The organism is Acinetobacter sp. V89_7, assembly GCF_029967895.1.
GTDB lineage: Bacteria > Pseudomonadota > Gammaproteobacteria > Pseudomonadales > Moraxellaceae > Acinetobacter > Acinetobacter soli.
In genome coordinates, this window is record NZ_JASCAJ010000025.1 from 76182 (window position 1) to 103101 (window position 26920).

General features: G+C 45.1%; 26 protein-coding genes. 17 read left to right on the forward strand and 9 right to left on the reverse strand.

Annotated elements, in window-relative coordinates; all coding sequences use genetic code 11:
* The 3 genes from nuoM (at position 1) to upp (ending at position 3843) form a co-directional block, all read left to right on the forward strand.
* A complete protein-coding gene (gene nuoM / locus QLG00_RS07105; protein WP_004945590.1) occupies positions 1-1599 on the forward strand; it encodes an NADH-quinone oxidoreductase subunit M in 1599 nt (532 codons plus the stop codon).
* 3 nt (positions 1600-1602) lie between these two features.
* On the forward strand, positions 1603-3099 hold the full coding sequence (gene nuoN / locus QLG00_RS07110; protein ID WP_004935040.1) for an NADH-quinone oxidoreductase subunit NuoN: 1497 nt from the start codon (positions 1603-1605) through the stop codon (positions 3097-3099).
* A 108-nt stretch (positions 3100-3207) separates the two neighbouring features.
* On the forward strand, positions 3208-3843 hold the full coding sequence (gene upp / locus QLG00_RS07115; RefSeq protein WP_004935042.1) for a uracil phosphoribosyltransferase: 636 nt from the start codon (positions 3208-3210) through the stop codon (positions 3841-3843).
* 53 nt (positions 3844-3896) lie between these two features.
* Here the strand turns inward: upp and gigC are convergent, their stop codons facing one another.
* A complete protein-coding gene (gene gigC / locus QLG00_RS07120) occupies positions 3897-4790 on the reverse strand; it encodes a LysR family transcriptional regulator GigC (RefSeq protein ID WP_004935044.1) in 894 nt (297 codons plus the stop codon).
* 86 nt (positions 4791-4876) lie between these two features.
* Between gigC and QLG00_RS07125 the strand changes: the two genes are divergently transcribed.
* A complete protein-coding gene (locus QLG00_RS07125; protein ID WP_282470711.1) occupies positions 4877-5638 on the forward strand; it encodes a ferredoxin--NADP reductase in 762 nt (253 codons plus the stop codon).
* Positions 5639-5685: 47 nt separating this feature from the next.
* Here the strand turns inward: QLG00_RS07125 and QLG00_RS07130 are convergent, their stop codons facing one another.
* On the reverse strand, positions 5686-6108 hold the full coding sequence (locus QLG00_RS07130) for a hypothetical protein (protein ID WP_004935052.1): 423 nt from the start codon (positions 6106-6108) through the stop codon (positions 5686-5688).
* A gap of 153 nt (positions 6109-6261) precedes the next feature.
* On the opposite strand from QLG00_RS07130, the gene QLG00_RS07135 reads away from it, so the two are divergent.
* From QLG00_RS07135 to QLG00_RS07145, 3 genes are all read left to right on the forward strand, one after another.
* Positions 6262-6498, forward strand: coding sequence for a hypothetical protein (locus QLG00_RS07135; RefSeq protein WP_004935055.1), 237 nt, complete (start codon positions 6262-6264; stop codon positions 6496-6498).
* Positions 6499-6737: 239 nt separating this feature from the next.
* Positions 6738-8411 carry a mechanosensitive ion channel gene (locus tag QLG00_RS07140; protein WP_004945594.1) on the forward strand — a complete coding sequence of 558 codons (1674 nt, stop codon included), beginning with the start codon at positions 6738-6740 and terminating at the stop codon, positions 8409-8411.
* Between the two features lie 91 nt (positions 8412-8502).
* Positions 8503-8703 (forward strand): hypothetical protein, encoded by a 201-nt coding sequence (locus tag QLG00_RS07145; protein ID WP_004945597.1) that lies wholly within the window; start codon positions 8503-8505, stop codon positions 8701-8703.
* On the opposite strand, the gene QLG00_RS07150 is transcribed toward QLG00_RS07145, so the two are convergent.
* From QLG00_RS07150 to QLG00_RS07175, 6 genes are all read right to left on the reverse strand, one after another.
* The gene (locus QLG00_RS07150) at positions 8700-9896 is read right to left on the reverse strand and encodes an NAD(P)/FAD-dependent oxidoreductase (RefSeq protein ID WP_004945600.1); all 1197 of its coding nucleotides are present in this window, start codon (positions 9894-9896) and stop codon (positions 8700-8702) included. The genes QLG00_RS07145 and QLG00_RS07150 overlap by 4 nt on opposite strands.
* A gap of 79 nt (positions 9897-9975) precedes the next feature.
* Positions 9976-10848: a pyridoxal-phosphate dependent enzyme gene (locus tag QLG00_RS07155; protein WP_004945603.1), complete on the reverse strand. Its 873-nt coding sequence runs from the start codon at positions 10846-10848 to the stop codon at positions 9976-9978.
* A gap of 3 nt (positions 10849-10851) precedes the next feature.
* The gene (locus QLG00_RS07160) at positions 10852-11460 is read right to left on the reverse strand and encodes an HAD family hydrolase (RefSeq protein ID WP_282470712.1); all 609 of its coding nucleotides are present in this window, start codon (positions 11458-11460) and stop codon (positions 10852-10854) included.
* Between the two features lie 81 nt (positions 11461-11541).
* Entirely contained in the window at positions 11542-12711 is a 1170-nt protein-coding gene (locus QLG00_RS07165) for an HlyD family secretion protein (RefSeq protein WP_004935071.1), read from the reverse strand.
* Positions 12712-12726: 15 nt separating this feature from the next.
* A complete protein-coding gene (locus QLG00_RS07170; RefSeq protein WP_004935073.1) occupies positions 12727-14388 on the reverse strand; it encodes an MFS transporter in 1662 nt (553 codons plus the stop codon).
* The gene (locus QLG00_RS07175; protein ID WP_282470713.1) at positions 14381-14950 is read right to left on the reverse strand and encodes a TetR/AcrR family transcriptional regulator; all 570 of its coding nucleotides are present in this window, start codon (positions 14948-14950) and stop codon (positions 14381-14383) included. The genes QLG00_RS07170 and QLG00_RS07175 overlap by 8 nt, the downstream gene beginning before the upstream one ends.
* A 184-nt stretch (positions 14951-15134) precedes the next feature.
* On the opposite strand from QLG00_RS07175, the gene QLG00_RS07180 reads away from it, so the two are divergent.
* From QLG00_RS07180 to QLG00_RS07190, 3 genes are all read left to right on the forward strand, one after another.
* Positions 15135-15899: a methyltransferase domain-containing protein gene (locus QLG00_RS07180; RefSeq protein ID WP_282470757.1), complete on the forward strand. Its 765-nt coding sequence runs from the start codon at positions 15135-15137 to the stop codon at positions 15897-15899.
* A gap of 84 nt (positions 15900-15983) precedes the next feature.
* Positions 15984-16565 (forward strand): LysE family translocator, encoded by a 582-nt coding sequence (locus QLG00_RS07185; RefSeq protein WP_088459361.1) that lies wholly within the window; start codon positions 15984-15986, stop codon positions 16563-16565.
* Between the two features lie 162 nt (positions 16566-16727).
* Positions 16728-16919: an NF038215 family lipoprotein gene (locus QLG00_RS07190; protein WP_151746467.1), complete on the forward strand. Its 192-nt coding sequence runs from the start codon at positions 16728-16730 to the stop codon at positions 16917-16919.
* Between the two features lie 160 nt (positions 16920-17079).
* Here QLG00_RS07190 and QLG00_RS07195 read toward each other — a convergent pair whose 3' ends face one another.
* The gene (locus QLG00_RS07195; protein WP_004935092.1) at positions 17080-17502 is read right to left on the reverse strand and encodes an Lrp/AsnC family transcriptional regulator; all 423 of its coding nucleotides are present in this window, start codon (positions 17500-17502) and stop codon (positions 17080-17082) included.
* 226 nt (positions 17503-17728) lie between these two features.
* Here QLG00_RS07195 and QLG00_RS07200 point away from each other — a divergent pair, with 226 nt between their 5' ends.
* The 7 genes from QLG00_RS07200 to QLG00_RS07230 all read left to right on the forward strand — a co-directional run bounded on the left by QLG00_RS07200 (position 17729) and on the right by QLG00_RS07230 (position 26865).
* Entirely contained in the window at positions 17729-19003 is a 1275-nt protein-coding gene (locus QLG00_RS07200) for a Glu/Leu/Phe/Val dehydrogenase (protein WP_171063738.1), read from the forward strand.
* A 76-nt stretch (positions 19004-19079) separates the two neighbouring features.
* Positions 19080-20285 (forward strand): aspartate aminotransferase family protein, encoded by a 1206-nt coding sequence (locus QLG00_RS07205; protein ID WP_004935099.1) that lies wholly within the window; start codon positions 19080-19082, stop codon positions 20283-20285.
* Between the two features lie 19 nt (positions 20286-20304).
* Positions 20305-21348, forward strand: a complete 1044-nt coding sequence (gene astA / locus QLG00_RS07210) for an arginine N-succinyltransferase (protein ID WP_282470714.1) — start codon at positions 20305-20307, stop codon at positions 21346-21348.
* Positions 21348-22817 carry a succinylglutamate-semialdehyde dehydrogenase gene (astD, locus tag QLG00_RS07215; RefSeq protein ID WP_282470715.1) on the forward strand — a complete coding sequence of 490 codons (1470 nt, stop codon included), beginning with the start codon at positions 21348-21350 and terminating at the stop codon, positions 22815-22817. Before astA ends, astD begins: the two co-directional genes overlap by 1 nt.
* Positions 22818-22850: 33 nt before the next feature.
* On the forward strand, positions 22851-24191 hold the full coding sequence (gene astB / locus QLG00_RS07220; protein ID WP_119025385.1) for an N-succinylarginine dihydrolase: 1341 nt from the start codon (positions 22851-22853) through the stop codon (positions 24189-24191).
* Positions 24192-24227: 36 nt separating this feature from the next.
* Positions 24228-25214, forward strand: coding sequence for a succinylglutamate desuccinylase (gene astE, locus QLG00_RS07225; protein WP_119025384.1), 987 nt, complete (start codon positions 24228-24230; stop codon positions 25212-25214).
* 157 nt (positions 25215-25371) lie between these two features.
* Positions 25372-26865: an amino acid permease gene (locus tag QLG00_RS07230; RefSeq protein WP_048763393.1), complete on the forward strand. Its 1494-nt coding sequence runs from the start codon at positions 25372-25374 to the stop codon at positions 26863-26865.
* Positions 26866-26920: the final 55 nt, after the last annotated feature.

The window sequence follows — 26920 nt, forward strand, 5'->3', positions numbered from 1 at the left end:
ATGGAAAACAATTTAATTTTACCCGCGCTGATTCTGATTCCGTTCATTGCTGGTTTTGTGTGTTGGTTGGTCGATAAACTCGACCAGCAACTTCCACGCTGGATTGCCTTGATTGGCATGTTAATCACTTTGGGATTGACCATCGCACTGTGGCAGCATGGTACTTATCATTACGAGCTCGGCGAAAAAACACCAACATGGTCATCTGAGTTTTATCTTCCTTGGATTAAAACCCTCGGTATCAGCATTCATTTGGCAGTGGATGGTTTATCGCTGCTTATGGTGGGTTTAACCGCATTGCTGGGTGTTCTTGCAGTCGGTTGTTCTTGGGGTGAAATCCAGAAAAACGTTGGCTTTTTCCACCTGAACTTACTGTGGTCATTGGGCGGTGTGATCGGGGTGTTCCTAGCCATCGATATGTTCCTATTCTTCTTCTTCTGGGAGATGATGCTGGTTCCAATCTATTTCTTGATTGCACTATGGGGACATAAAGGTTCGAATGGACGCTCGCGTGTATATGCAGCAACGAAATTCTTCCTGTATACCCAAATCTGCGGTTTGATCATGCTGATTGGTATTTTGGGTCTGGTGGTTTACGGTTACATGATGACCGGAATGATCGGATTTGATTACAACTACTTGCTTGCCGTGGCCAATAACCTACCAGCAGGTGTGGCATATGCATTTATGCTCTGCTTCTTTATTGGTTTTGCAGTAAAGCTGCCTGTTTTCCCGTTACATGGTTGGTTGCCAGATGCACATGCACAGGCACCTACGGCAGGTTCGGTTGACCTTGCAGGGATCTTGATTAAAACAGCGGCCTACGGTTTGCTTCGTTTTGTGATTCCGTTTTTCCCGGCAGCATCTGCACAGTTTGCAGATATTGCGATTATCTTTGGTTTGATCGGTATTTTCTACGGCGCTTGGTGTGCTTACCAGCAAACCGATATGAAGCGTTTATTGGCGTATACCTCAATTTCGCACATGGGCTTTGTATTGCTCGCGATTTATGCCGGAAACATTCTGACTTATCAAGGTTTGATGATCATGATGCTGGCACACGGTTTGTCGTCTGCTGCACTGTTCATTATGTGCGGTCAAATCTATGAGCGTCTGCACACTCGCGATATGCGCTTAATGGGTGGTATTCGCGGTCAGTTCCGTTACTTGCCATTTTTCTTAATGTTCTTTGTTGCGGCATTGGTCGGTATTCCTGGTCTAGGTAACTTTATTGGTGAATTCCTGATCTTGATGGGTTCATTCAACAAATATCCGACCTTTACCATTATTGCAGCTGTAAGTTTGGTGTTTGCGGGTCTATACGGTTTGATCTTGATTCACCGCGCATTGTTTGGTGAGCCGAATCCGGAACAAGCACAGCATTACAATAGCCCGCTTAAAGATTTGTCTGCTCGCGAAGTAGGGATCTTGATGATTTGTTTGGTTGGCCTAGTCTGGTTGGGGATGTATCCGCAAACTTTCCTAGACATCTCGCATTCATCTATGCAGTGGTTAAGCAACAGTTATGTGCCTGTACAACAAGTCGTTGACGTTACTCAAGAGGCAGTAGCCCAACTTAGTAATGTGGAGATCCAATAAGCCATGAACTTCACAATGTCGTTTTCTCAGCTCATGCCTTTAGCTCCTGTCCTGATTGTGGTTCTCACTGCAGTGGTGGTGATGATTCTGATTTCGATCAAACGTAATCATAATCTCATCGCGACCACCTCAGTCGTAGGCTTAAATTTAACAGCGGCTTATATTCTTTTGACTATGTTTGGCGGACAATTTGTTCCGTCTAACATCATGGGCATGTTTATGGTTGATCCATTTACATTGCTCTATCAACTTTTGATTGTTGTTGCCTCATTGGCGTGCTGTACCTTGTCGCATGCGTATATTGAAAGCTACAAAGACAATCGTGAAGAGCTGTATTTATTGCTGCTTATTTCAGTGTCGGGTGCCATGCTCATGGTGGCGAGCGCGCATTATGCGTCGTTCTTTATCAGTCTTGAGTTAATGTCAATTCCGATGTACGGCTTGCTGGCCTACACCTATCAGCGTAGCCGTTCATTGGAGGCGGGTATCAAGTATTTGGTACTGTCTGCGACTGCATCTGCCATGTTATTGATGGGTATGGCTTACATTTATGCCTATACGGGTTCACTGGCATTTTACGATTCAGTACAAGCATTGTTTGAAGCGATCAAACAGCCAATGGTGATCTTGGGTCTTGGCCTGATCATTTTTGCTGTTGCATTCAAGCTGTCACTTGCACCTTTTCACAAGTGGACACCAGATGTCTACTCAGGTGCACCAGCACCATTGGTAACGTTCCTTGCGACGGCTGCCAAAGTAGCGACAGTGGGTCTGTTTGTTCGCTATATGCTGACTTCTGGCGCGATTCTAATCGACTCCATCGTGACGATCATTACCATTTTGGCGGTATTGTCGATTGTGATTGGTAACTTGCTGGCTGTACGTCAAGTTAACTTAAAACGTGTACTTGCATATTCTTCGATTGCACATTTTGGTTATTTACTGATTGCTTTGGTAAGTATGACCTATGCAAGCTTAGGCAGTGTAACGGTTTATATCATTACTTATGTACTCACCACGATTGGTGCGTTCGGTGCCGTGGCATTGATGTCAAGCCCGTATAACAATATCGATGAAGCAGAGAGCTTGGCCGATTATCGTGGTTTGTTCTGGCGTCGTCCGGTATTGACTGCCACCTTAACCGTCATGATGCTATCTTTGGCTGGTATTCCATTGACTGCTGGTTTTATCGGGAAGTTCTTGGTCGTTATGGCTGCCGTTACGACCCAGCATTGGTTCTTGGCTGCCATGATTATTGTAGGTAGTGGTATTGGTTTGTACTACTACTTACGTGTCATGATCGTCATGTATATGACACCACCAGACGTTCCTCGTATCGATGCCGATAAGCATTGGGGGCAAAAAGTTGGTGGAATCATGGTGCTTGCTGCGGCTGCATTGGTGTTGATCATTGGTATCTATCCTGATCCAATCATCAAGCTGGCACTTGAAGGTGAAATTCTTTCACCATTGCACTTTGTGTTAGCAAATCATCAATAATGATGGGTTTTTAACAAAAAGAGCCTCCATTTTTGGAGGCTTTTTTTATATTTCATGCTTAAAACCCACTATAATACCCGGAGTTTAGTGTAGTTTTAGGTGTCTCTCGTGCCCATTAAAGAAATCCGCCATCCTTTAATCCGTCATAAACTTGGTTTGTTGCGTCGTGCGGATATTAGTACTAAAAATTTTCGTGAATTAGCGCAAGAAGTCACGATGTTGCTGACCTATGAAGCAACACAGGACTTACTGTTGGTTGATCATGAAATTGATGGCTGGGCAGGTAAAGTTGCAACACAGCGTATTGCAGGCAAGAAAATCACCATCGTGCCAATTTTGCGTGCAGGCATTGGTATGCTCGATGGCGTACTCAATCTGATTCCAAGTGCTAAAGTGAGTGTATTAGGGCTAGAGCGTGATGAACAAACGCTTGAAGCACGTACCTATTACAAAAAACTGGTACCTGATGTTGCTAACCGTATTGCCATGATTATCGATCCGATGTTGGCGACCGGTAGCTCTTTGATTGCGGCGATTGATGTGCTCAAAGCCAGCGGTTGTAAAGATATCCGTGTGATGGTGCTGGTGGCCGCGCCTGAAGGAATTAAAAAGGTTCAGGACAAACACCCAGAAGTTGAGATTTATACCGCTTCAATTGATGACGGACTCAATGAGCACGGCTACATTGTACCGGGCTTAGGTGATGCCGGAGATAAGATTTTTGGTAGCGTCCAAAAAGATTAATAAAAAAAGCCACGTTCTCGTGGCTTTTTTTATTTCTTGATGATAAGAATGATTTAAATGTCATTGACTCGATTTTCACAAAAATTCATAAATGCCTTCAGCCCAGGCCCCTGATACTTTTGACGATGTACTAAAAGATGCAGCGGGCGGGTAAGCTCCCAAAATGGTGTTTTTAGAATCACCAACTGACCTTTTTCAATGAGCGGTTGTATTGCCAGTTTGGAAATACACGACATACCCAGACCACCGGCGACAATTTTTAAAATGGCTTCGTTATGTCCGAGTGTCAGGCGGATATTGGCATCAGGTACATCTTGCAAGATCGCATTATCAAACACTTCACGCGTACCAGATCCTTCTTCACGTAAAATCCACTCCACGTTTAAAAAGTCTTCTGGGGTGAGTGCACGATTGAGCTGAGCCAGCGGATGCTCTGGCGAGCAGCATACGGCAAGTTCATCGTTGAGCCAGTGAATACACTGTAGCTGTGGTAAATGACACGACCCTTCAATCAGTGCCAGATCAAGCTGGAATTGATTGACGGCTTCAATCATTTGACGAGTATTGCCTACTTGTAGCTGCAAATGCGCTTGCGGATGAATCTGTAGAAAGTCTGCCATTAGATCGGGAATCAGGTAATCACTGATGGTCAGGGTCGCACCCAAACGCAGATCAATACTTTGTAATTCACCTTTGGCCGCTTGTTCAAATGCTTCACAGCGCCCTAAAATTTCAAGTGCTTGAGGCAATAAGAAGCGGCCAAGATCATTCAGCTGCAGGCGTTTTCCCAAACGATCAAACAATGGTGCGCCCAGGCCATCTTCCAGATCGGCCAGCGCCATACTGGCTGCACTTTGGGTGAGTCGGACTGCATCACTGGCCTTGGTGACCGTTCCCTCTTGAGCGACTGCCACAAAAACAGCCAACTGACGTAATGTCATGCGCATGGAATGAAGCCTTACTCTTTAAAAAGTATTAAAAAATTGACGTGTCATGCTAACATGAGCACACCATTTCGTGCCACGTTGAAATTATGTCATTTGAAAAATTTAGCGTAGAAAAAGTGTTGTCGGTACATCGTTGGACCCCAACCTTGTTTAGTTTTACCCTAACACGTCCTGCGCATTTTAAGTTCGCAGCAGGGCAGTTTGCACGAATTGGCTTAAAAGTAAAAGATGATCTGGTGGTGCGTGCTTATTCGATTGTGTCCTCGCCATACGATGAAACACTCGAGTTTTTTTCAATTGTAGTACCAGATGGCGCTTTTACCTCAAACTTGCAACATTTGCAGGTGGGTGACGAACTGTATCTAGAAAAAATCCCATATGGTTTTTTAACCTTGGCACGCTATCAACTGCCGCTGCCACAAGATTTATGGCTTTTGGCAACTGGAACAGGTTTAGCTCCATTTATTTCGATGTTGCAAGATTTTGCCACATGGGAAAATTATCAGCAGATTTACTTGGTTTATAGCGTAAGAACGGTTTCTGAACTGGCGTACGTGAAGCGGATTGAAGAAATTGCCTTAAGTTTTGGAGAGGGACATAACGGCTTTAAATTTGTGCCAATCATCACCCGTGATCCACATGCTCAGCTACATGATCGACTGCCGATCCTGATTGAAAACGGTGAGCTAGAAGCTGCCGTTGGTCAGCAATTAAATGCTGCAAGCAGCCATGTAATGCTCTGCGGTAATCCACAGATGGTAGACGACACCAAAGAAGCCTTGAAGCGCCGTGGTTTGACCATGAACCGACGCGGAGAAGGAAATATTGCCGTGGAAAACTACTGGTAATCAGTGAAATACAGCATGCCATACATTAAGTATAGCGGTTTGCGCACTCAGTGCACAAACATATCCATAAACTCGCGCAGTTCGCTAATTGCACTGTCTAGATCGGTATTGATCCAGGTGGGTTCAAATACCCCGATATAATGCGCAAGACGTTCGTGAGGCACGATCAGACGAATCGGACATTCTTCTTCAAGCAGGCGCCATGGAATAATCGGTACTTCGTTGTCTAAAAAAGCGTTGACATTACGAATATCAATGATCATGGCATTAACGCAATCGGGAAAGGGCATCACAGAAAATTCTTCGGTTCTGCGACGAAAATATTCCAGATCTCCCCATTTTATCGAAAAGCTCGGTTTGCTAAATTCAATTATACCAATAAGGTGTTCATCGCGCGTGTGATGCAATGTACACTGGTGGGTGACGTCAGTGTCAAGATCAAGCGTTACATTTTGCTGACGGTACGACATAACTGTTTAAACAAAAAAATCGATCGCATAGTATAGCCTATTTTTTAGTACAACGATGAAACAAAGAACACGTTGCTACAATGCTTTTTCACACAATGCTACATAAGTGCTTGTTATGATGGTAAAGGATATAAAAAATAAGAGGGTGAAAATATGAAACACGATTATAGCAAACCATCTTCACATGCTTCATCACCAGAAGAAACTGAACGTAAACGTAAGCTGCCTGTTTATATTCTTATAGTTGTGGGGATTTTCCTAGTGGCATTAATTGCCTATATGGTGGCTGATCACCAGCCAGATGCAGCAGATGCACCGCCAGATCATCCAAATCCGAATGCGCAGCCTGCTACGCCGAATAATCCAACGCCAGATTCTAAGCAGTCATAGCGAATTCGTCATTATTCTGAGTAAGAGAGGCTCTTTTCATGATTGAACAAGAGCCTTTCTTGCAATGTTTTGCAGTGATTTTGTTGTAATTCTTATGAGAACAATTGAATAAAAAATGCACTCAAAATAAAGTGATAAATATCACAATATTTTTATAATCAGAGATATTTTGATGTTCACTCTATCGTTAAATCATAAATTGCTAAGCCAATAAAAGATAAAAAGAGGATACCTACAACATGAATAATTTCTTTGGAAATGAGCCGAATCGTGCTCATTATGATCTGATGTATTACTGGGACATTTTCCAACCGATTGTAGCAGCCGTTGTGGTGTTTATTATTGGTTGGATTTTGGCACTGGTGATCGCCGCTGGAGTTAAAAAATTACTTAGTGCCTTGGGCACCAACCATCGTTTGTCCTCTGCAACTGGAAAAACGCCAGACTTCGAACGTATCGTCTCAAAATTTGTGTTTTGGTTTGTACTGACGATTGCACTGATTGCTGCACTCAATGTCCTCAACATCTACAGCGTGAGTGGTCCGTTTAGTGCCATGATCACACAAGTGCTGGTATTTGTTCCTAACTTGATTGCTGCTGCGGTTGTGGCCTTGGTGGGTTGGATTATTGCACGTTTGGTTCGTGCTGGTTTTTCCAATGTACTTGCAAGAACGCAACTCGATGAAAAGCTCAGTTCTGAAGTGGGTGTGCGCCCGTTGAGTGAAAATATCGCCGACATTGTTTACTGGCTGATTTTGTTGCTCTTTTTACCAATCGTGCTGTCTATTCTTGGATTGACGGGGCTTTTGCTACCTGTACAAAACATGCTCAATGATGCCGTTGGCTATTTACCGAATATTTTCATTGCTGGTGTGATCGTATTTGTGGGTTACATCTTGGCAAAAATTGTACGCGGTATTGTCGAGGGACTGGTCAACAGTATCGGACTTCAGCAACAGGCACAGAAAATTGGTCTGTTTAAGCAAAGCAATTTGGGCCGTGTACTCGGGTCTTTTGTTTTCGCGCTGGTCATGATCACGGCGTTAATTGTAGCGTTTGAAGCCCTTGGAATCGAAACGATTTCTCAGCCTGCAACCTCAATGCTGAACGAAATCATGTATGCCATTCCAAACATCATTGCAGCAGGTTTAATCCTGATTATTGCGTATGTGGTGTCGCGTTTTATTGCCAATTTGGTACAGGATATTCTGGCGGGTACAGGTGTTGATGACATTCCGGCCAAGTTTGATTTACAGCGCTTCTTGGGTAGCACCAAAGTTTCACATGTAGTTGCTGTGCTGATTGTCTTTTTTACCATGTTGTTTGCCGTATCTGAAGCTGCAAACCGACTTGGATTTGAGCAGATCAGTAATCTGATCGCGATGTTCATTGCCTTTGGCGCAAATATCTTGCTTGGTGCCGTGATTTTGGTGATCGGTTTCTGGTTAGCCAATATTGTGGCCAATGTGGTACAGCGTGGCGAATACAACAGTTCGCGCTGGTTGGGTAATTTGGTTCGTGTATTGATTATGGGACTGGTTTTGGCCATGGGACTTCGTGCTATGGGCATTGCCGATTCAATTGTCAATCTGGCCTTTGGACTCACACTCGGTGCTGTAGCCGTCGCTTTTGCATTGGCTTTTGGTTTAGGTGGCCGTCAGCCTGCAGAACGTGTACTGACGGATTTAATCGATAAAGTCAAGGCAGAGGGTAATGATCCAAATCCTGTTGCACAAACCGCGCGTGAAAAGACCACTTTTGCATCACCGGATGTGACGTCACATTCAGATCATAGCGTACCAACCAACTTTGAGGTGGATCCGAACAATACGCCACTGAACAATCCTTATGGTTCAAAAGGTGAGGGTGACGATATCTCTTTACCGGGACAATCCGACGACCAACCTAAATAAACTTTGATTTTTTCAATAAGATTAGCCACTCTAGTTTGAGTGGCTAATCTTTTATGTATTTTATTTCACTATCAAACGACAGGAGAATCGTATGCAAAAGCAACCAAATCGTTTTTTAGCGCCTATTGTGATTGCCGGTATTACGGTTGGATTTCTGGCCAGTGCCTATAAGTTTATTTTTTCTAAATCGAGTGCGTCAAAACAACCACGCCCGAATCAATCGCCTAATGAATCGATTGAAACCAAACCATCGACAACTTCCTCAGAAGATCAAACCTCAACTGAGCGCTAGACAAATTCTGCTGCCGCAACTGCAGAGGCCCAAGCCCACTGGAAGTTATAACCGCCCAAATGACCGGTAACATCAAGCACTTCTCCAACAAAAAACAGGCCTGGCTCGCGTTTGCTTTGCATGGTTTTCGATGAAACTTCAGTGGTATCGACACCACCTAAAGTGACTTCCGCTGTTCGGTAGCCTTCGGTTCCAGATGGTTTGACAGCGAATGCATGCAACTGTTTGCAAATCTCTTCAAGCAAGGCATCACTGAGTTGTCCGATTGCGGTTTCAGCATGTGCTGGCCAGATTAATTGTTGTAGTTCCAGCACAATGCTTTTGGCGGCCAGTTCGCTCAGTAAGGTGCGTAACAAGACTTTCGGCTGTTGCTGTTTTTTCGCTTTGAAATACGCCAGTAACTCATGACTTGGAAAGAAATCGATTTGAAATCCTTCGCCACTGTTCCAGTAGTTAGAAAGCTGTAATGCGCTGGGCCCGCTTAATCCGCGATGTGTAAACAATAGCGCTTCATTAAAGCTATTTTGAGTGTTAGAGAGCGTCACATCCAGTGCATTACCACTTAAACGTGTTGTGACTTCTTTAAATTGATCTGAAAAGGTAAAGGGCACCAATCCTGCTCGGGTTGGATAAACGTGATGACCAAATTGCTTGGCAAGCTCGTATCCAATGCCCGAACCGCCTAGTGTCGGAATCGAAAGCCCCCCAGAGGCCACCACTACAGACTCTGCCGTATAACTGGCGTGTGGGGTACGAACCTGAAAGCGACCATTTTCTTGCTTGGTTACAGCCTTGACTTCACTGTCGGTTTGAATCTCGACACCGCCCGCTTTCTCACACTCCGAAAGCAGCATATTTAAAATCTCTTTTGCACCTTTTAAGGTAAAGAGCTGTCCATGTTTGCGTTCTTCGTAGGCAATGCCGTAATCACACACCAAGCCAATAAAATCCCAGTTGGTATAGCGGCTCAGTGCAGAAATGACAAAATGGGGATTATGAGAAATAAAATGCTCGGGTTCGACATATAAGTTGGTAAAGTTACATTTGCCACCGCCCGACATCAGAATTTTTTTGCCGACTTTATTGGCTTTTTCAAGAATCAGCACCGAACGACCACGCTTGGCCGCATGTGAGGCCAGCATCAGGCCCGATGCGCCTGCACCCAGAACGATCACATCATACTGAAACGACATTTGAAACTACCTAGCCAAAACAAAGGGGGCGATTATAAAAGATTCTGGCGCAGATGTCAGAACTAGATGCCTATGTTCGCTACTTTGCAGATAAACGCCCTTGTAGCCCCCCTGTGTGCAAGGCCAGTATGCGTATACCTTGAGCAAAGGCCTGTTGTTCAATCAGATCAAACAAGCCGTATAACATTTTGGCGGTATAAATCGGTTCGAGTGGAATCTGATAACGTTCTTCAAAACTCGCCATAAAGTTTAATAAACGTGGCGAGCTTTTGGCATATCCACCAAAACAATAATCATCTGTAATTTTCCAGTTGGTCTTTTGAGTCAACCCGCGAATCTGTTCAGATAAAAAAGTACCTTTTAATGCTGAAAACCCCAGAAGCTGCTGAGATTCAGCACTTGATTCAATTAATCCACTCAATGTACCGCCTGTTCCGACAGCGCAACAAATTAAATCGTACTGTTCTCGATCGAAATTGCTTAATATTTCTTTACTGCCTTGAATTGCCAGTGCATTGGTGCCGCCTTCAGGCACAATATAGGTATTTGGATAGTGCTGCATCAAGGCCTGAATAAATTCCGGCTGATCCTTCTGACGATATTGCGCACGTGAGATAAACTCAAGCTGCATACCCAAAGCCTGTGCAGTGCTTAACGTAGGATTGAGTGGACGATCAGCAAGCTCTTCCCCCCGTATGATGCCGATACTCTGAAAATTAAAGCGATGCGCAGCGTAGGCTGTGGCGGCAATATGATTGGAAAATGCCCCGCCAAAGGTCAAAATACGCGCACAGCCACGTTTCTGAGCTTCGATCAGATTGTACTTGAGCTTATAAAATTTGTTGCCCGAGATTTGTGGATGGATCAGATCAAGCCGTTTTACATCGAGCCGTACAGCAGCGGTGTCAATGAGCGTGTGATAGGGAATCTGTTGGGCCAAAGCATCAAACATAAATTAAAGTGAATTGGGGTGGACGGGTTGCCAGCGATAAAAGGCATGTGTGGCCAATGACAGCATCTCATGATCTTCAATGGTATCACCATAAGCATAAATCGCAGCATAAAGGCTTAAATCATAATTGTCCAAGATACGTTGCTTTTTGACTTCACGGCTACAGTCGCCGTTTTTATAAATTCCCGTAATCTTGCCATCGATGGCATCGACTTCACTGCAAAGCAGATCAAGGCCATATTGTGCACACCACGGTTTTAGATAGACATCCATAGATGCAGACACCACCACGACACGATCACCTTGTGCCAAATGCCACTGAATACGCTCTAATGCGTGTGGACGGATAATCTGTGGCAAATAGCTTTGGCTAAAGCTGAGTCCTTTTTGCTGAAGTTCGTTTGCATCAAGCCCTGCAAAGCCCAGCTTGAAAATTTTTGAGCGTAGTACCGTACCGCGAATCAAATTTAAGCGATAACCCAGAATGTAAGGAGCAAGTAAAAACTTTCCTTTTTTCATTCTGGATGCCGGAATGGTTTGAAAAATAAAGGGGGTATAAGAATCGGTCGAGGTAATGGTGCCGTCAAAATCAAAAAAAGCAATGTTATTCAAATCAGGCCTTTGGTTTTATTTTATTGTTGGGCATGCGAGTTTAACCCAGAAGTAGGGTGAAATCACCAACGGGGTTGATCCTCATGGTGTTGAGGTATCAACCGATGTAATGACCGACATGCCGGGGCGTAAACGGGCAAGGCCATCCTGATTCGGATCGATGGCAATCCTTACAGAAATGCGCTGAACCACTTTGGTAAAATTACCTGTGGCATTATCTGCTTTGAGCACACTAAACTCTGAGCCGGCAGCCGGTGAAATCTGTTCGACATGCCCCGTAAATTTTTGATGATCGAGTGCATCGACAGTAAAGGTTGCCTTTTGGCCAATCCGCATTTTCGCGATCTGTGTTTCTTTAAAGTTGGCAATTACCCAAGTTTGTTGTGGAATCAGATACAACAACTGAGAGCCTGCTGCAACATATTGTCCAACACGTGGCGTGACTTCACCTAACTGACCATTCATTGGTGCGCTAATGATGCTATAGTTTTGAGTGGTTTTGGCTTGATCTAGCTGTGCCTGAGCATTGGTGACTTGAGCCTGTAAACCCACTTGGGCCACTTGTGCTGTTTTTAATGCTTCTTCGGCGACTTTGACGTTGGCTTGTGCTTTTTTGAGTGCAGCCAGATCATTCTTTGCAGTTGCCGCAACTTGATCGCGTTCAGAGCGTGAGACTGCGCCGCTGTCGCCAAGTTGTTGATAGCGTTTTAACTGATCGACAGACAGTTGATACTGGGCCTGAGCCTGATCGACCTGAGCCTGAGCTGCCACAATATCGGCCTGCCGCTGGGCAATGGTTTGAGTCTGGTTGGCCAGATTGTTTTGTGCCTGCTCGACAGCCGATTGTGCCTGTGTCACTTTTTGGGCGTACGTGGTCGCATCGATATAAATCAGGGGCTGACCTTTTTTGACCGTATCAAAATCTTTAACCAATACCGTTTTAATGTAGCCATTGATTTGAGAAGACAATACGGTGGTTTTACCCTTCACATAACTGTTATCGGTCTGTTGTAAAGCGGTTTGAAACGGCCCGATTTGCCATGCCCACATGATCAAACCAATCCCAACCAGTAAAACGAAAAACATGAGAATCAAAGTCGATTTTTTGGTTGGAATCAGCTTTCCTACGCTCGGGACTTGTTTCAGCGGAGAAGGCGAAGCCCCCGAATTCTGTTCGGCATTAGCGGGCGGTGGATGAGACTCGCCCGATGCAGATGAATCAGATGAATTTGGTTTTTGCTCGTCACTCATAAATAGTCTCGGAATTCAAAATGAAGATGAACGTTGAGCCGCGATTCGCTCTCGGTAAGCCAAGTATTTGCCCCATAAAATATTACACACGCCCCATAAAAACAGCACGATAGCCACAATACTATTAAAATTAATCACATCATTGTAAGCACGCACCTGCGCTTCACGATTTGCGGTTTGTGACAGCGTTTTGACGGCCTGAAGCTGATCAAGCGTTGGGTCGGTAATCGAGGGGGTAAATTTAGCCTGATACTGACTCAGGCGCTGTGCCACAATGGGATCGGTTTGTGTCAGATTTCGATTAATGTCCATCTGATAAATTTGTGTCTGATGCTTTTGATAGGTGTTATAAAATGAAGATCCAACCAATCCCCCAAAATTTTGTGTCGCTGAAAACAGCACAATAAACGTGACTACATGGCTCGGGCCTTCTTTTAAGGCGCGCCCAAAGCCAACCAGCAGCAACGGCCCGATAAATAAGCCATTGGCAAAGGCAATTAGAAACTGACTGTGAAAAAAGTTTTGGGGGCGAATATCGCTGGTGAGATGTGCATCGAGTTTGCTGGCAACCAAAATCAAAAATGAAGCCAAAACCAGATGCAAAATCGTACGTTCTCTGGAAAATGTCACTGCACTAAATACAACACCTGCCAACATTCCGAAAAAGATAATCGTGTACAGGCCCACAAATTGATCTGGACCCATTCCGACAGTTTTCAAAAAGTTGACTGCTGCATAACTTTGTTCTGAGAGTAAAAAACGCAGTGCAAAAGCACCAAAAATAAAACGTAAAACACCCGCTGTGCCCAGCCAGCGAGTCATTAATAATGGGTTGGTACGATGATGCTCGTAATAAAAACCTAGTACCAGCAGTATAAAACCACTCATAAGTACATAGGCCAGCCAAGGCGAATCAAACCACCACAACAAAGGCCCTTGGGTGAGAACAGCGCAAAGACAGGCAAATCCGGGCGCAAGCAGTAAAAAAGTATAAATGTCTTGGCGTTCAAATACGGCTATTCGCAAACTACGCGGTAATTTAAGCGACACCACCATGGCATAACAGCACACGGCCAGTCCAAGTTCAAAGGTATAAAGCACCGTCCAGTTGTTTACTGTCACCAAAGCGGGTGAAATAATCCACGCCAGTGGTACGCCAAGTTGCCCAAAGCCAAATCCGATATATAAGCCTTTGAGTCGATGTGCATTACTAAAGCCTTGCATGATGTAATACATGCCAAGCGAACTTAGCGGTGCTGCCACCATCCCGCTAATAAAACGCACAAAAATAGCCATGTGATAGTTCTGCACAAAAATATGCAAAATCATCACAGCTATAAACGCCAACAAACCGATTTCGGTAAACAGTCTCAGCCCATATTGTTGTCTGGCTTTAAACAAGATGAGATTGGAGCTGACATTGGCCATCACATAGGCCGCTGGTAGCCATGCCGATTCGACAGGTGTCAGGCCATATTCACCTTGTAGCTGTGGTAAGTTGGCTGTGATAAAACCATTACTCAAGCCTGCGGTCAGCGCAATAAACGTTCCGATAATAAAATACAAATACCGTTTGTGTGTAGGATGCGCAATTGAGGGCGGTGAACCAGGAATGACCGGGCGTTCTTCATCGGTCCAGTCCGGTGGCGTTTCGAGATAACGTGGTGTCTCAGCCATGTTGCACCTCGTGTTTGACGATGATGCCATTGAGCAATAATTCGATTACACGGCTGGCCAAACGAATTTGTTCGCTTTGATCGTGTCCGCGAAAACAAGAAGATAGCATGGTAATAATGCTGCGATAATCTTCAAAACTAAAATCTGATCGGCATAACTGCTGTGCAACCGCACGATCAATTAGGGGCTGGATAATCATTTTATGCTGGCTAATCAGCTGTTGTAATGTGGGGTCGGAATAGTCCAGTACTCGCCAGTATTCCATCAGCACAGACAATTGATTAAGGTGAAATACATGACTTTGAATGAGCAAAATCAAACCATCGGGTGATTCATAATAGGGTTTGGCTCGATGTTCAAGTGCCTGCAAGGCCTGTTCCAACAAGGCATAAATCAGCGCCTTGCGGTCTGCAAAATTTCGGTAAAACGTAGCGCGTCCGACATGGGCATGATCGATAATGACCTGCAACGGCACCATCATGCCATGCAGTTTAAACATCTCGATTGCGGCCTCGAGCAAATCTTCGCGATTTTGAGCGGCGCGTTTCACGTGTTTACTCATGGCACGACCAAGGAAAGGGGATGAAACTATTTTACGGACATTTTTGTCCGTACTAACAGCATTTGTTTGAATAAGTTTTGTAATAATTGATTACTTTTAGTTATCTATAATAAAATAATTCATGATTATTTATTTTGTTTTAATCTCAGTATAGTCAGGTTATCTCTTAATGAAGCGTAAAGAAATGACCACAAGACATGACATAAATCAGCAGCAATATAAAAATAAATCAAATGCTTATTTAAGTAGTGCAGTACATGCACAAGGTGATGAGTTTAAAAAAATGCAAGCATTGATCCAGCAGAATAGATTGAAAACTGTTTTGGATTTGGGTTGTGGCGGCGGGCATGTTACTTATCAGCTTGCACCCTATGTCGATGAAATAACGGCCTATGATTTAAGCGATGAAATGGTCACAACCGTGCTTCATGAGGCACAACAACGTCAGTTATTTCAGGTAAATGGACAGCAAGGGCCGGCAGAAAAGCTTCCGTTTGAATCAGAGCGTTTTGATGTGGTGGTCAGTCGCTATTCGGCACATCACTGGCAAAGTGTACCTCAGGCCTTAAATGAAGTTTGGCGGGTACTTAAACCCCATGGCAAAGCAGTATTCGTTGATATTTTAGGCCATGCATCGCCTTTACTCGATACATTTTTTCAAAGCATGGAAACCTTGCGAGATCCGAGTCATGTACGAAATTACAGCTTAGGCGAGTGGATAAATTTTGCCGAAAATGCCGGATTTGCTATTGAGACTGTAGATCAACAACAGCTTCCACTTGAGTTCAGAAGCTGGGTAGAACGTATGCAAACGCCTCTACATGCAGTTGAATCGCTTCGCTATTTACAGCAGCACACCACAGACCAAATCAAAAATTACTATCAAATACAAAATGATGGTTCTTTTGTCAGCCCTGTGGTGTATTTGGTACTCAGCAAAATCAAATAAATCTGCTAAAATACGCGCCTGATTTTTATAGAGTCTCCGGTCTTGGATAGCTTAATACCACTTTTTTCGATTGCTGCTGCATTGATGTTGGGTGCCATGAGTCCTGGCCCGAGCTTTATTTATGTAGCTCAGAATTCAATTGCAAAATCGCGTAAGCATGGATTATTTACGGCCTTGGGCACGGGGACGGGCGCAGCAATTTTTGGATTTTTGGCCGTGATTGGCCTACAGGCGGTTTTGTTGGCAGTTCCATCTGCCTATCTGGTATTGAAAATCGGGGGCGGGTTATATCTACTTTGGATGGCATACAAAATTTTAAAGCATGCCAAACAGCCAATGGATACACAAAGTGCCGTAGTCTCTAAAATGACCTATTCAAGTGCCTATCGTTATGGTTTATTAACGCAGTTAAGTAATCCAAAAATTGCGGTGGTGTTGGCCAGTGTTTTTACTGCTTTATTGCCAAAAGACATCCCTAGTTATTATTACGTTGCTTTGCCTGTGATTTGTTTTGTCATCGATGCCGGCTGGTATTCTCTGGTTGCATTGTTATTGTCTTCGGAAAAACCACGTACACTATACATCAAGGCCAAAACCCTGATCGACCGTGTGACTGGCGGTATTGTGACCCTACTCGGGCTCAAAATGTTGTTCTCAAGCCGCTAATAAGTTTAAATTTTTATGAGATCAAGCGCGATAGATTCGCGCTTTTTTTTGTATCAATTACGATTCAAAAATATGTTGGTTATAAATTGAAATAGATAAAACATTCCACTTTGTTTTAAATATGCTAATCTGAATAAAATAACAAAAACAATGGAGGATATAATGGAAAAATTATCCGCTGTCGTTGTAGGTGCTGTGCTGCTCTTTGGACTCACAGCCTGTAATATGAAAGACAATATGCGCCCGCCAAAAGCTGAGCGTGCCATGAGCATAGCGGGTATGCCCGTCTATGAAAAAGACTACAAACTATCTCAAGAACTTGCTCTAAATCAAAGCGCTGTGCAACGTGAATAAGACTATCGGGCTTTCAGTTATGCAGAATTGAAAGCCTTTTTAACATTAAACTGATGAATTGTGAAAGCACCATAAGTTTAAACTTATGGTGACTTCTAAACAGTTAATATTGGCGACTTAAACGCACATACACCATGCTATCCAGTTTTTGCTCATTGACTCAAGTTTTATACGTCGAAAGCAAAATACTGGTTTCACTGTTATAAATTCCTGAAATATTTCGAATTCTTTCCAGCGCTTTATCAAAGCTTTCCAGTGAATCAGATTTTAATTCGACCAAAAGATCCCATTTACCATTGGTGGTGTGCAGGCGCTCAACCGCTGTTTCTAGGCGTAATTCACGAATCACCGACTGTGCCTTGGTGCCTTCCACCATGATATTGGCCCACGCCCGAATAATATTATTTTCAACATCTGGACGAAAACGCACCGTATAGCCCGCAATAATTCCGGTGGTTTCCATGTATTCAATTCGCTTTTGTACCGTAGCTCTCGAGACGCGTGTTTTGGCCGCCAGTTCGGTAATCGACATTCGTGCGTTGTCTTTAAGTAAGCCTAAAATCATTTGGTCAAGATTATTCATTTTGCTACTGACTATAATCAATTTGATAAAAAATAATTCATTTTAGTCATTAAGACAAATTTTCTGTGTCAATTTGATTGTGAATAATAGTGCATACACAAAACGCCAGATCATCTGAGACGCAGTCAAAAGCTGTATAGATGATTTAAAGAGGCGTGGCTACGTATCTTCGATGACCTAGATGACGATACGTGAGCCAACAGGAACAAAGTCAATTAAGGAAACCGTGATGTCTTTATCATATGCAGATCAAACCAATGGTGCATGGCAAACCTATCTCACGCAAATCGATCGCGTGGCACCATATTTGGATGCGGATTTAAGTAATTTTGTTAACACCTTAAAAAGTCCAAAGCGGACTTTGATTGTCGATGTTCCAATTGTGATGGATGACGGCTCGATTCGCCATTTTGAGGGATATCGTGTTCAACACAATTTATCGCGTGGGCCGGGTAAAGGCGGGATTCGTTATCACCAAGATGTCGAACTGAATGAGGTCATGGCGCTTTCTGCATGGATGACCATTAAAACTGCGGTGGTGAATTTGCCTTTTGGTGGCGCCAAAGGTGGCATTCGAGTCAACCCAAAAGAGTTGTCACCACGTGAGCTTGAACGCCTGACACGCCGTTTTACCAGTGAAATTAGTCCAATTATTGGGCCTCAAATTGATATTCCTGCGCCGGATGTCGGCACCAATGCCGACATTATGGGCTGGATGATGGATACCTATTCGAGCATCAAAGGTCATACCGTGACCGGTGTGGTGACAGGCAAGCCAGTGCATTTAGGGGGATCACTGGGTCGTGTCCGTGCGACCGGACGTGGTGTGTTTATTACCGGAATGCAGGTTGCTGAGCGGATTCAATTGCCAATTGCAGGCAGTAAGGTTGCGGTGCAGGGCTTTGGTAATGTTGGCAATGAAGCCGCATATTTATTTAGCCATGCACAGGCCAAAATTGTGTGTGTACAAGACCATACGGGCACCATTTACAATGCCGAAGGTTTAAACGTGAAAGAGTTACAAAAGCATGTGACTGAACACGGCGGTGTGATGGGCTTTGCCGGCGCGACTGTAATTGATGATGAAGCTTTCTGGACTGTGGATATGGATATTCTGATTCCAGCCGCATTAGAAGGTCAGATTACAGTAGAGCGTGCAGAGCAGCTCAAAGCCAAACTGGTGCTTGAAGGTGCTAACGGCCCAACATATCCAGAGGCAGATGATGTATTTGTTCGCCGTGGGATCACCGTGGTACCCGATGTTATCTGTAATGCTGGCGGTGTGACCGTGAGTTATTTCGAATGGGTACAAGACTTGTCGAGCTACTTCTGGAGTGAAGACGAAATTAATCAGCGTCTGGACAAGCTCATGATTCAGGCCACAGCCGATGTTTGGAATACTGCTACCCAAAAAGGGTGCAGCCTGCGCACAGCAGCTTATATTTTGGCCTGTGAGCGTATTTTAAAAGCACGTAAGGAACGTGGCATTTTCCCAGGCTAAACAGCGCAATACATCGTGATGACTCGGGGCTTGAGCATCAGGCCAAGCCCGACTAAAAAAACAGGAAGTGAACATAATGAGTAATCTCGCAATCACCCGTAGTAATTTTAATGACTGGATGGTGCCAGTATTTGCCCCTGCAAATTTCATTTTGGTTCGTGGTGAAGGCTCGCGTCTTTGGGATCAAAACGAAAAAGAATATATCGATTTTGCAGGTGGTATTGCGGTTAATGCACTGGGGCATGCGCATCCTGTTGCGGTGAACGCACTGACCGAACAGGCTCAAAAACTTTGGCATGTGGGCAACGGTTATACCAACGAACCGGTGCTAAATTTGGCACGTCAATTGGTCGAAAGTACCTTTGCCGATAAGGTCTTCTTTTGCAACTCAGGTGCAGAGGCCAACGAAGCGGCACTAAAGCTGGCACGTAAAGTCGGCATGATGAGCGGTCAGGCGCATAAAAACCAGATTGTGGCTTTTAAAAATGCCTTTCATGGTCGTACCTTATTTACCGTGACCGCAGGCGGTCAGCCAAAGTATTCGCAAGATTTCGCGCCACTTCCAGAAGGTATTCAGCACACAGCTTTTAATGACTTAGACGCTGCCAAAGCGCTGATTAATGAACATACCTGTGCGGTGATTGTTGAACCTATCCAAGGTGAAGGCGGTGTAGTGCCAGCAACACGTGAATTTTTGCAGGGGCTACGTGAGCTATGCGATCAGTTTGGCGCGGTCTTAATTTTTGATGAAGTACAAACTGGTGTTGGACGTACTGGCTCGCTTTATGCCTACATGAATACAGGTGTTACGCCTGATATCCTGACCACGGCAAAAGCATTGGGAGGTGGATTCCCAATTGGCGCGATGCTCACCACCGATCATTTTGCCAATATGTTTGTGGTCGGTGATCATGGCACGACCTATGGCGGTAATCCTTTAGGCGCTGCGGTGGCCAGTGCAGTCTATGGGTTTGTCAACACGCCTGAGGTACTGCAAGGCGTCAAAGACCGCCATCAACATTTTGTTGCGGGGCTCAACACCATTAATGAAAAGTTGGGACTCTTTAAACAGATTCGTGGTGAAGGTTTGCTTTTAGGCTGTGTACTCAAAGACGAATATGCAGGCAAAGCCAAAAATATCGTGACCTTGGCAGGTGAAGAAGGTCTGTTGGCTTTGGTGGCGGGTATGGACGTGGTTCGATTTGCGCCGTCGCTGATTATTCCATTTGAAGATATCGATGAAGGTTTAAATCGTTTTGCACGTGCATTAGCTCGTCTTTAAGTCAAAAGCGAATCTGATCATGATGATTGTAAGACATGCTGCACATCGAGACTTAGATGATATTTTTCGGTTGGCAGGGCGGGCAGGAGAGTCAGGTATTGGCCTGACCTCACTGCCACAAAATAAAGAAATTCTGGCGGCTCGCATTGACCGTACCACGCGGACACTCGATGGTTTAGCTGAACCCTACGAGGCCAGTTATTTATTCGTACTTGAAGATAGTACGCTTGGAAAAGTTGTTGGGGTGAGTGCGATTGAGGTTGCGGTCGGCCTCAATGAGCCCTTTTATAATTTTCGCGTTGCCAAACAGGTACATGCTTCAAAAGAGCTTAATGTATATACCGCGCTCGACACGTTGTTTATGAGCAATGATTACACTGGCTGTAGTGAGCTGTGTACCTTATTTCTCGATCCAGATTATCGTAAAAACCAAAATGGCAAATTTCTTTCCAAGGTTCGGTTCTTGTTTATTGCCGCATTTCGCTCACTGTTTAAAGAAAAACTGATTGCAGAGATGCGCGGTTATTCCGATCAAAATGGACACTCTCCGTTTTGGGATGCCTTGGGATCGCACTTTTTTCATATGGATTTTGCCACAGCAGACTATTTAAGTGGGGTGGGGCAAAAAGTCTTTATTGCCGAATTGATGCCGCGCTTTCCGGTTTATGTGGCGTTGTTACCCGAAGCAGCACGTCACGTGATTGCTCAGGTGCATCCGCATACCTTACCCGCAGCAAAGGTGTTGATGACCGAAGGCCTGCAGTATCAAGGTTATGTTGATATTTTCGATGCAGGACCAACGCTTGAAGCAAATACTTCAGATTTACGTGCAGTGAAAGACAGCCGCTGCGTAAGCGTTGTGATTTCAGATCACGTTTCGGTTTCAGAGCGATGCTATTTGATCGCCAACGACGATTATCACCATTATCGGGTTTTACTGCTTAAGGTCGCACTAACCGATGAGCACAGTATTTGTCTGACCCCAGAACAGGCAGCAGCTCTTCACGTGACCGAGCAGGATCAGGTTCGTGTTTTAGTATTAGATCAAATGGAGAATCAATAATGACAACAGGCGCACTTGCCATCAATGGAACATGGCGACAAGGATCTGGTACAGTGATGATCAAAACTGACCCGATCAGTAACGAGTTAATCTGGCGCGGATACGAAGCAACTGCCCAAGAGGTTGAAACAGCATGTCTGGCGGCACGTGAGGCCTTTCCAGCATGGGCACGTTTAGGTCTAGAAGCCCGCATTGAAATAATTGAGCGTTTTGCAGCATTACTTGAGCAAAATAAACAGCATCTGGCAGAGGTGATTAGCCGTGAGACCAGTAAACCGCGCTGGGAAACGCTCACCGAAGTCCAGTCGATGATTGCAAAAGTGGCTATTTCAGTTCGTGCGTATCATCAGCGTACCGGATTTACCCAAACTCAAATGCCGGACGGTGTTGCATCGTTACGCCATAAGCCGCATGGTGTTTTGGCGGTATTTGGTCCCTATAATTTTCCGGGTCATTTACCCAATGGGCATATTGTTCCGGCTTTGATTGCAGGTAACACTCTTGTGTTTAAGCCAAGTGAACTCACACCTTGGACTGCCGAAGAGACGGTTAAGCTTTGGTACGAAGCGGGTTTGCCTCAGGGCGTACTTAATTTGGTGCAAGGCGGACGAAGCACGGGTGAGGCGCTTGCCGCAGCAGCGCAAATTGACGGGCTGTTATTTACCGGCAGTGCATCAACAGGCTATCAGCTACATAAGCAACTGGCAGGCGCACCTGAAAAAATTCTGGCGCTTGAGATGGGCGGCAACAATGCCTTGATTATTGATGACGCTGTCGATCTGGATGCCGTCGTCAATCTGGCGATTCAGTCTGCATTTGTTTCTGCTGGGCAACGTTGCACCTGTGCGCGCCGTATTTTGGTCAAATCTGGACCACAAGGCGATGCCTTTATTGCCAGATTTGCGCAGGTGGCCAAGCAGTTGGTGATTGGGCCGTGGGATGCACAGCCACAACCGTTTATGGGGGGCGTGATTTCATCTGCCGCTGCCGACATGATGCTCAAAGCGCAAGCCAAGCTGATTGCGCTAGGTGCCAAGCCACTGCTTGAAATGACCCGACCAGATGAACACAGTTCGCTATTAACGGCGGGTATTTTAGACGTCACGCAGGTTTCAGATATACCAGATGAAGAATATTTTGGCCCGCTCACCTGTATTTATCGTTATGAGCAGTTTGATGAGGCCTTGAGTCTTGTCAATGCCACACGATTTGGCTTGGCGGTAGGTTTGGTTTCACCTTCTCGCGAACTGTTTGAGCGCGTACTGATTGAAGCGCGGGCCGGTATTGTGAACTGGAATAAGCCGTTAACGGGCGCTTCAAGTGCAGCACCGTTTGGTGGTGTGGGGGCTTCGGGCAACCATCGTGCCAGCGCATTTTATGCGGCGGATTATAGTGCATGGCCAATGGCATCGCTAGAAAGTGAACAGCTCACATTACCAGAGAAATTATCACCGGGCATTGTGCTCTAGTACGGACTGCATAACACCTAAAAGGAAGAAAACATGTCGGGTTATGAAATTAATTTTGATGGATTGGTGGGCCCAACCCATCATTATGCAGGATTGTCATTTGGCAATGTCGCATCAACCAACAACCGCAACAATCTGTCTAATCCGAAGCTGGCGGCGCAGCAAGGCTTACTCAAAATGAAGGCCTTGGCCGACTTGGGCCTTAAGCAAGGTGTATTTGCGCCCCAAGAACGCCCGCATGTGCCTACGCTTCGCCGATTAGGCTTTAGTGGAAGCGATAGCGACGTCATTGCAGCAGCAATGCGCGCCGCACCAGCGTTATTGTCTGCGCTCAGCTCGGCCTCTTCGATGTGGACAGCCAACTCATGTACCGTTTCGCCATCGGCCGACAGTGCAGATGGACGTGTACATTTTACCGCCGCAAACCTAAATAATAAGTTCCATCGTTCAATTGAGCACCAGACAACCAGCCGAATCCTACAAGCCATGTTCAATCATGATGTATATTTCGCGCATCATGAAGCATTACCTGAAGCGGCCTTGTTTGGTGATGAGGGTGCTGCCAACCATAATCGTTTGGGCGGTGCCTATGATCAGGCAGGTATTCAGGTATTTGTATACGGTCAGCAGCAACTCGGCGGTACCGTTGCACCCAAAAAGTTTCCGGCACGTCAAACCCGTGAAGCTAGCGAAGCAATTGCACGCCTACATGGTTTGCATGCCGACCGGACAGTGTTTGTACAGCAAAATCCTGAGGTGATCGATCAGGGAGTATTCCATAACGATGTGATCGCTGTGAGTAATCAGCAGGTGCTGTTTCATCATCAGCAGGCGTTTTTAAATCAGTCACAGGCGCTTGCAGAAATTCATGAAAAGATGGCTGCCATTGGGCAAGACTTTGTTGCGATTGAAGTACCTGAGCAACGTGTATCGGTCCAAGATGCGGTCTCGACCTATCTGTTTAACAGCCAGATTTTAACCCGTCCAGATGGTGCAATGACACTGGTGGTGCCAGAGGAGTCGCGTCAAAATGCGTCGGTGTGGGCTTATCTGACAGATTTGCTGCAAATGGGAACACCAATCGATCAAATCAAAGTCTTTGATTTGAGAGAAAGCATGCGTAATGGCGGTGGACCTGCGTGTTTGCGTTTGCGCGTGGCGCTAAATGATGCCGAATTGGCAGCGGTTAATCCGAACATCATGATGAATGACGCATTGTTTAGCACGTTAAATCAGTGGGTTGAGCGTCATTATCGGGATCGACTGGCGCAGGATGATCTGGCCGATCCACAGCTATTAATCGAGAGCAGAACGGCTTTAGACGAGCTGACTCAAATTTTAGGATTAGGTTCGGTGTATCACTTCCAGCGCTAACACACGGCAACGACAGACTTTAAAGGATGAAAGCATATGGTTGATCTATTGGCATTGACACTCACGCAACGTGAGCCTGAACAAGACACGGGTGAAACAGCAAGATTTTACTGGCAGTGGCTAGGCGAGGGGATGTTGCAGTGCACGCCTGTTACGGGTTATGAAAAAACCATTTTGCTTTCTGCCGGGATTCATGGCAATGAAACGGCCCCAATTGAATTGATCGACAACATTCTCAAAGATTTATTTGCTGCAAAACTGATGCTCAAGCATCGGGTGCTGTTTGTCTTGGGGAACCCGGAGGCGATCCGTCAAGGCGTACGTTATCTTGAAAATGATATGAACCGGATGTTTTGTGGCGCTCATGAGGCACTTACAGCAGATGTAGAAACTCGCCGTGCAGCTGAGCTTGAACATATCACATCGCATTTTTTTCACACTTCAGATGTGCAGGCCAAGGCTTATCATTACGATTTGCACACTGCCATCCGTGCCTCGCGATTGCCTCTCTTTGCTTTGTTTCCATATCAAAGCCATCCCTATGATGCAGCATTGCTTGCACAGTTGGATGCAGCCGATCTGGATGCGCTGGTTTATCACAACAGTTTTGGCAAAACCTTTACCCAATTTACTGCAACGCATTTTCAAGCAGCCAGTACCACGCTCGAACTGGGTAAAGCCAAAGCGTTTGGACACAATGATTTATCTGAGTTTGATCCAATTGATCAAGTGCTGCGTGCCATTTTAAGCGACACGGTTTTACCTGTGCGACATAAGCCTGCAATACGCGAATTTAAGGTGATGAGTTCGATCATCAAACACAGTGATGATTTTCAGCTTCAACTTGCGGCAGATGCACCCAACTTTTCGACTTTTCAAAAGGGCGATGTGCTGGCGATACAATCAGGCGAAAATCAAATCGTTGACCACGAGCAGGTCTGGATTTTATTTCCAAACCCTCAGGTAAAAAAGGGCTTACGTGCCGGACTGGTGTTAGAGGAAACCACACAGCACAAAAAATAACTCGTCAGAGGTCAATCAGTCAGGAATAGACATTCATGGAGTATGAAGATGGAGATTCATTAAACGGACGTTGAAACCCAGAACGCGGATGAAATGCCCGGTGGGCGATATATACAGCAAGGACATGTTGTCAAAAAAATAGTTGGAGTGAATGTGGATGAGTAATGACAATGAAAAGACATTGCAGGCAGGCGGATTCCTGAACGAGCAATCAGGCTATCAAGATCGAAGTAGCGCACAAACCAGTGCGATCGCCCGAGATCACGATACAGGAAAGCCCTTAAAGCGTGCTATGACCAAACGTCATCTGGTCATGATTTCATTGGGTGGTGCCATTGGAACGGGGCTTTTTTTAGGTTCGGGCGATGTGATTTCACAGGCAGGGCCGGTGGGAGCTATTTTATCGTATTTGCTCGGTGGCGTGATTGCCTACATGGTCATGCTCTGTTTGGGGGAGCTTGCGGTGCATATGCCGGTGTCGGGTTCGTTTGGTGAATATGCCAGAACGTACATTGGCCCGGGAACAGGCTACATGATTACATGGCTTTACTGGCTGACATGGACCGCCACACTGGGAACCGAATTTACTGCGGCGGCTTTACTGATGCAGGAGTGGTTTCCTTCAGTTTCAATGTGGACATGGACCCTGATTTTTGCAGGGTCGATCTTTACACTGAATGTCAGCTCTACTCGATTGTTTGCAGAATCGGAATTTTGGCTGTCCTTGGTGAAGGTGCTCACCATTATCTGCTTTATTGGTTTAGGGCTTGCCGCCATTTTTGGCGTGATTTCTTATCATGGGCATGAATCTGCGCCGCTATTTAGTAAATTAACCGAACATGGCTGGTTTCCTAATGGTGTTTTCCCCATCTTTGCCACAATGCTCATTGTCAATTTTGCCTTTTCGGGCACCGAATTGATTGGTGTGGCAGCAGGTGAGGCTGAAAATCCAGCTCAAACCGTACCTAAAGCCATCAATGCGGCGATTTGGCGGTTATTAATTTTCTTTGTCGGCACAATTATTGTGATTTGTGCATTGCTACCGTATGAAATGGCGGGGCTGAATTCAAATAGTGTCAGCAACAGTCCGTTTGTGACGGTATTTAACTACATCGGCATCCCTTATGCCGAAGATATTATTCGTTTTGTGATTATTACGGCTTTGCTTTCGGCAGCCAACTCTGGTTTGTTTGCGGCATCTCGTATGATGTGGTCATTGTCGGCCAAAAATCAGCTTCCTAAAGTTTTCAAAAAGCTCACTGCTTCAGGTACACCGATTGTAGCGATTACGGTCACTATGTTTGGTGCCATTCCGGGTCTGCTTTCTGAACATTTTGCACCCGAAACCATTTTTAAAAATCTGCTAGGCGTGGCGGCATTTACCATGGTGGTGGTGTGGATTTCAATTTGTGTGTGCCAGTTTAACTTTCGTAGACAATGGATCAAATCTGGTAAAACCGCTAAAGATCTAAAATTTGCGGCGCCGCTCTTCCCACTTACGCCGATATTGGGCGGGGTGTTTTGTACCATTACTTGTATCAGTATGGTGGCCGATCCTTCAATGCAAGTTGGATTTGTGTGCTGTATCTTGTTTATTGCGGCTTGCTATGCCAGTTACTTCTTTTTTTATAAAGAAAAAACATCAATGTAATTCAAAAAGCTGCCTGCATTTATGGCGTCAGTTGTAAATGTCACTCCAAACAAAA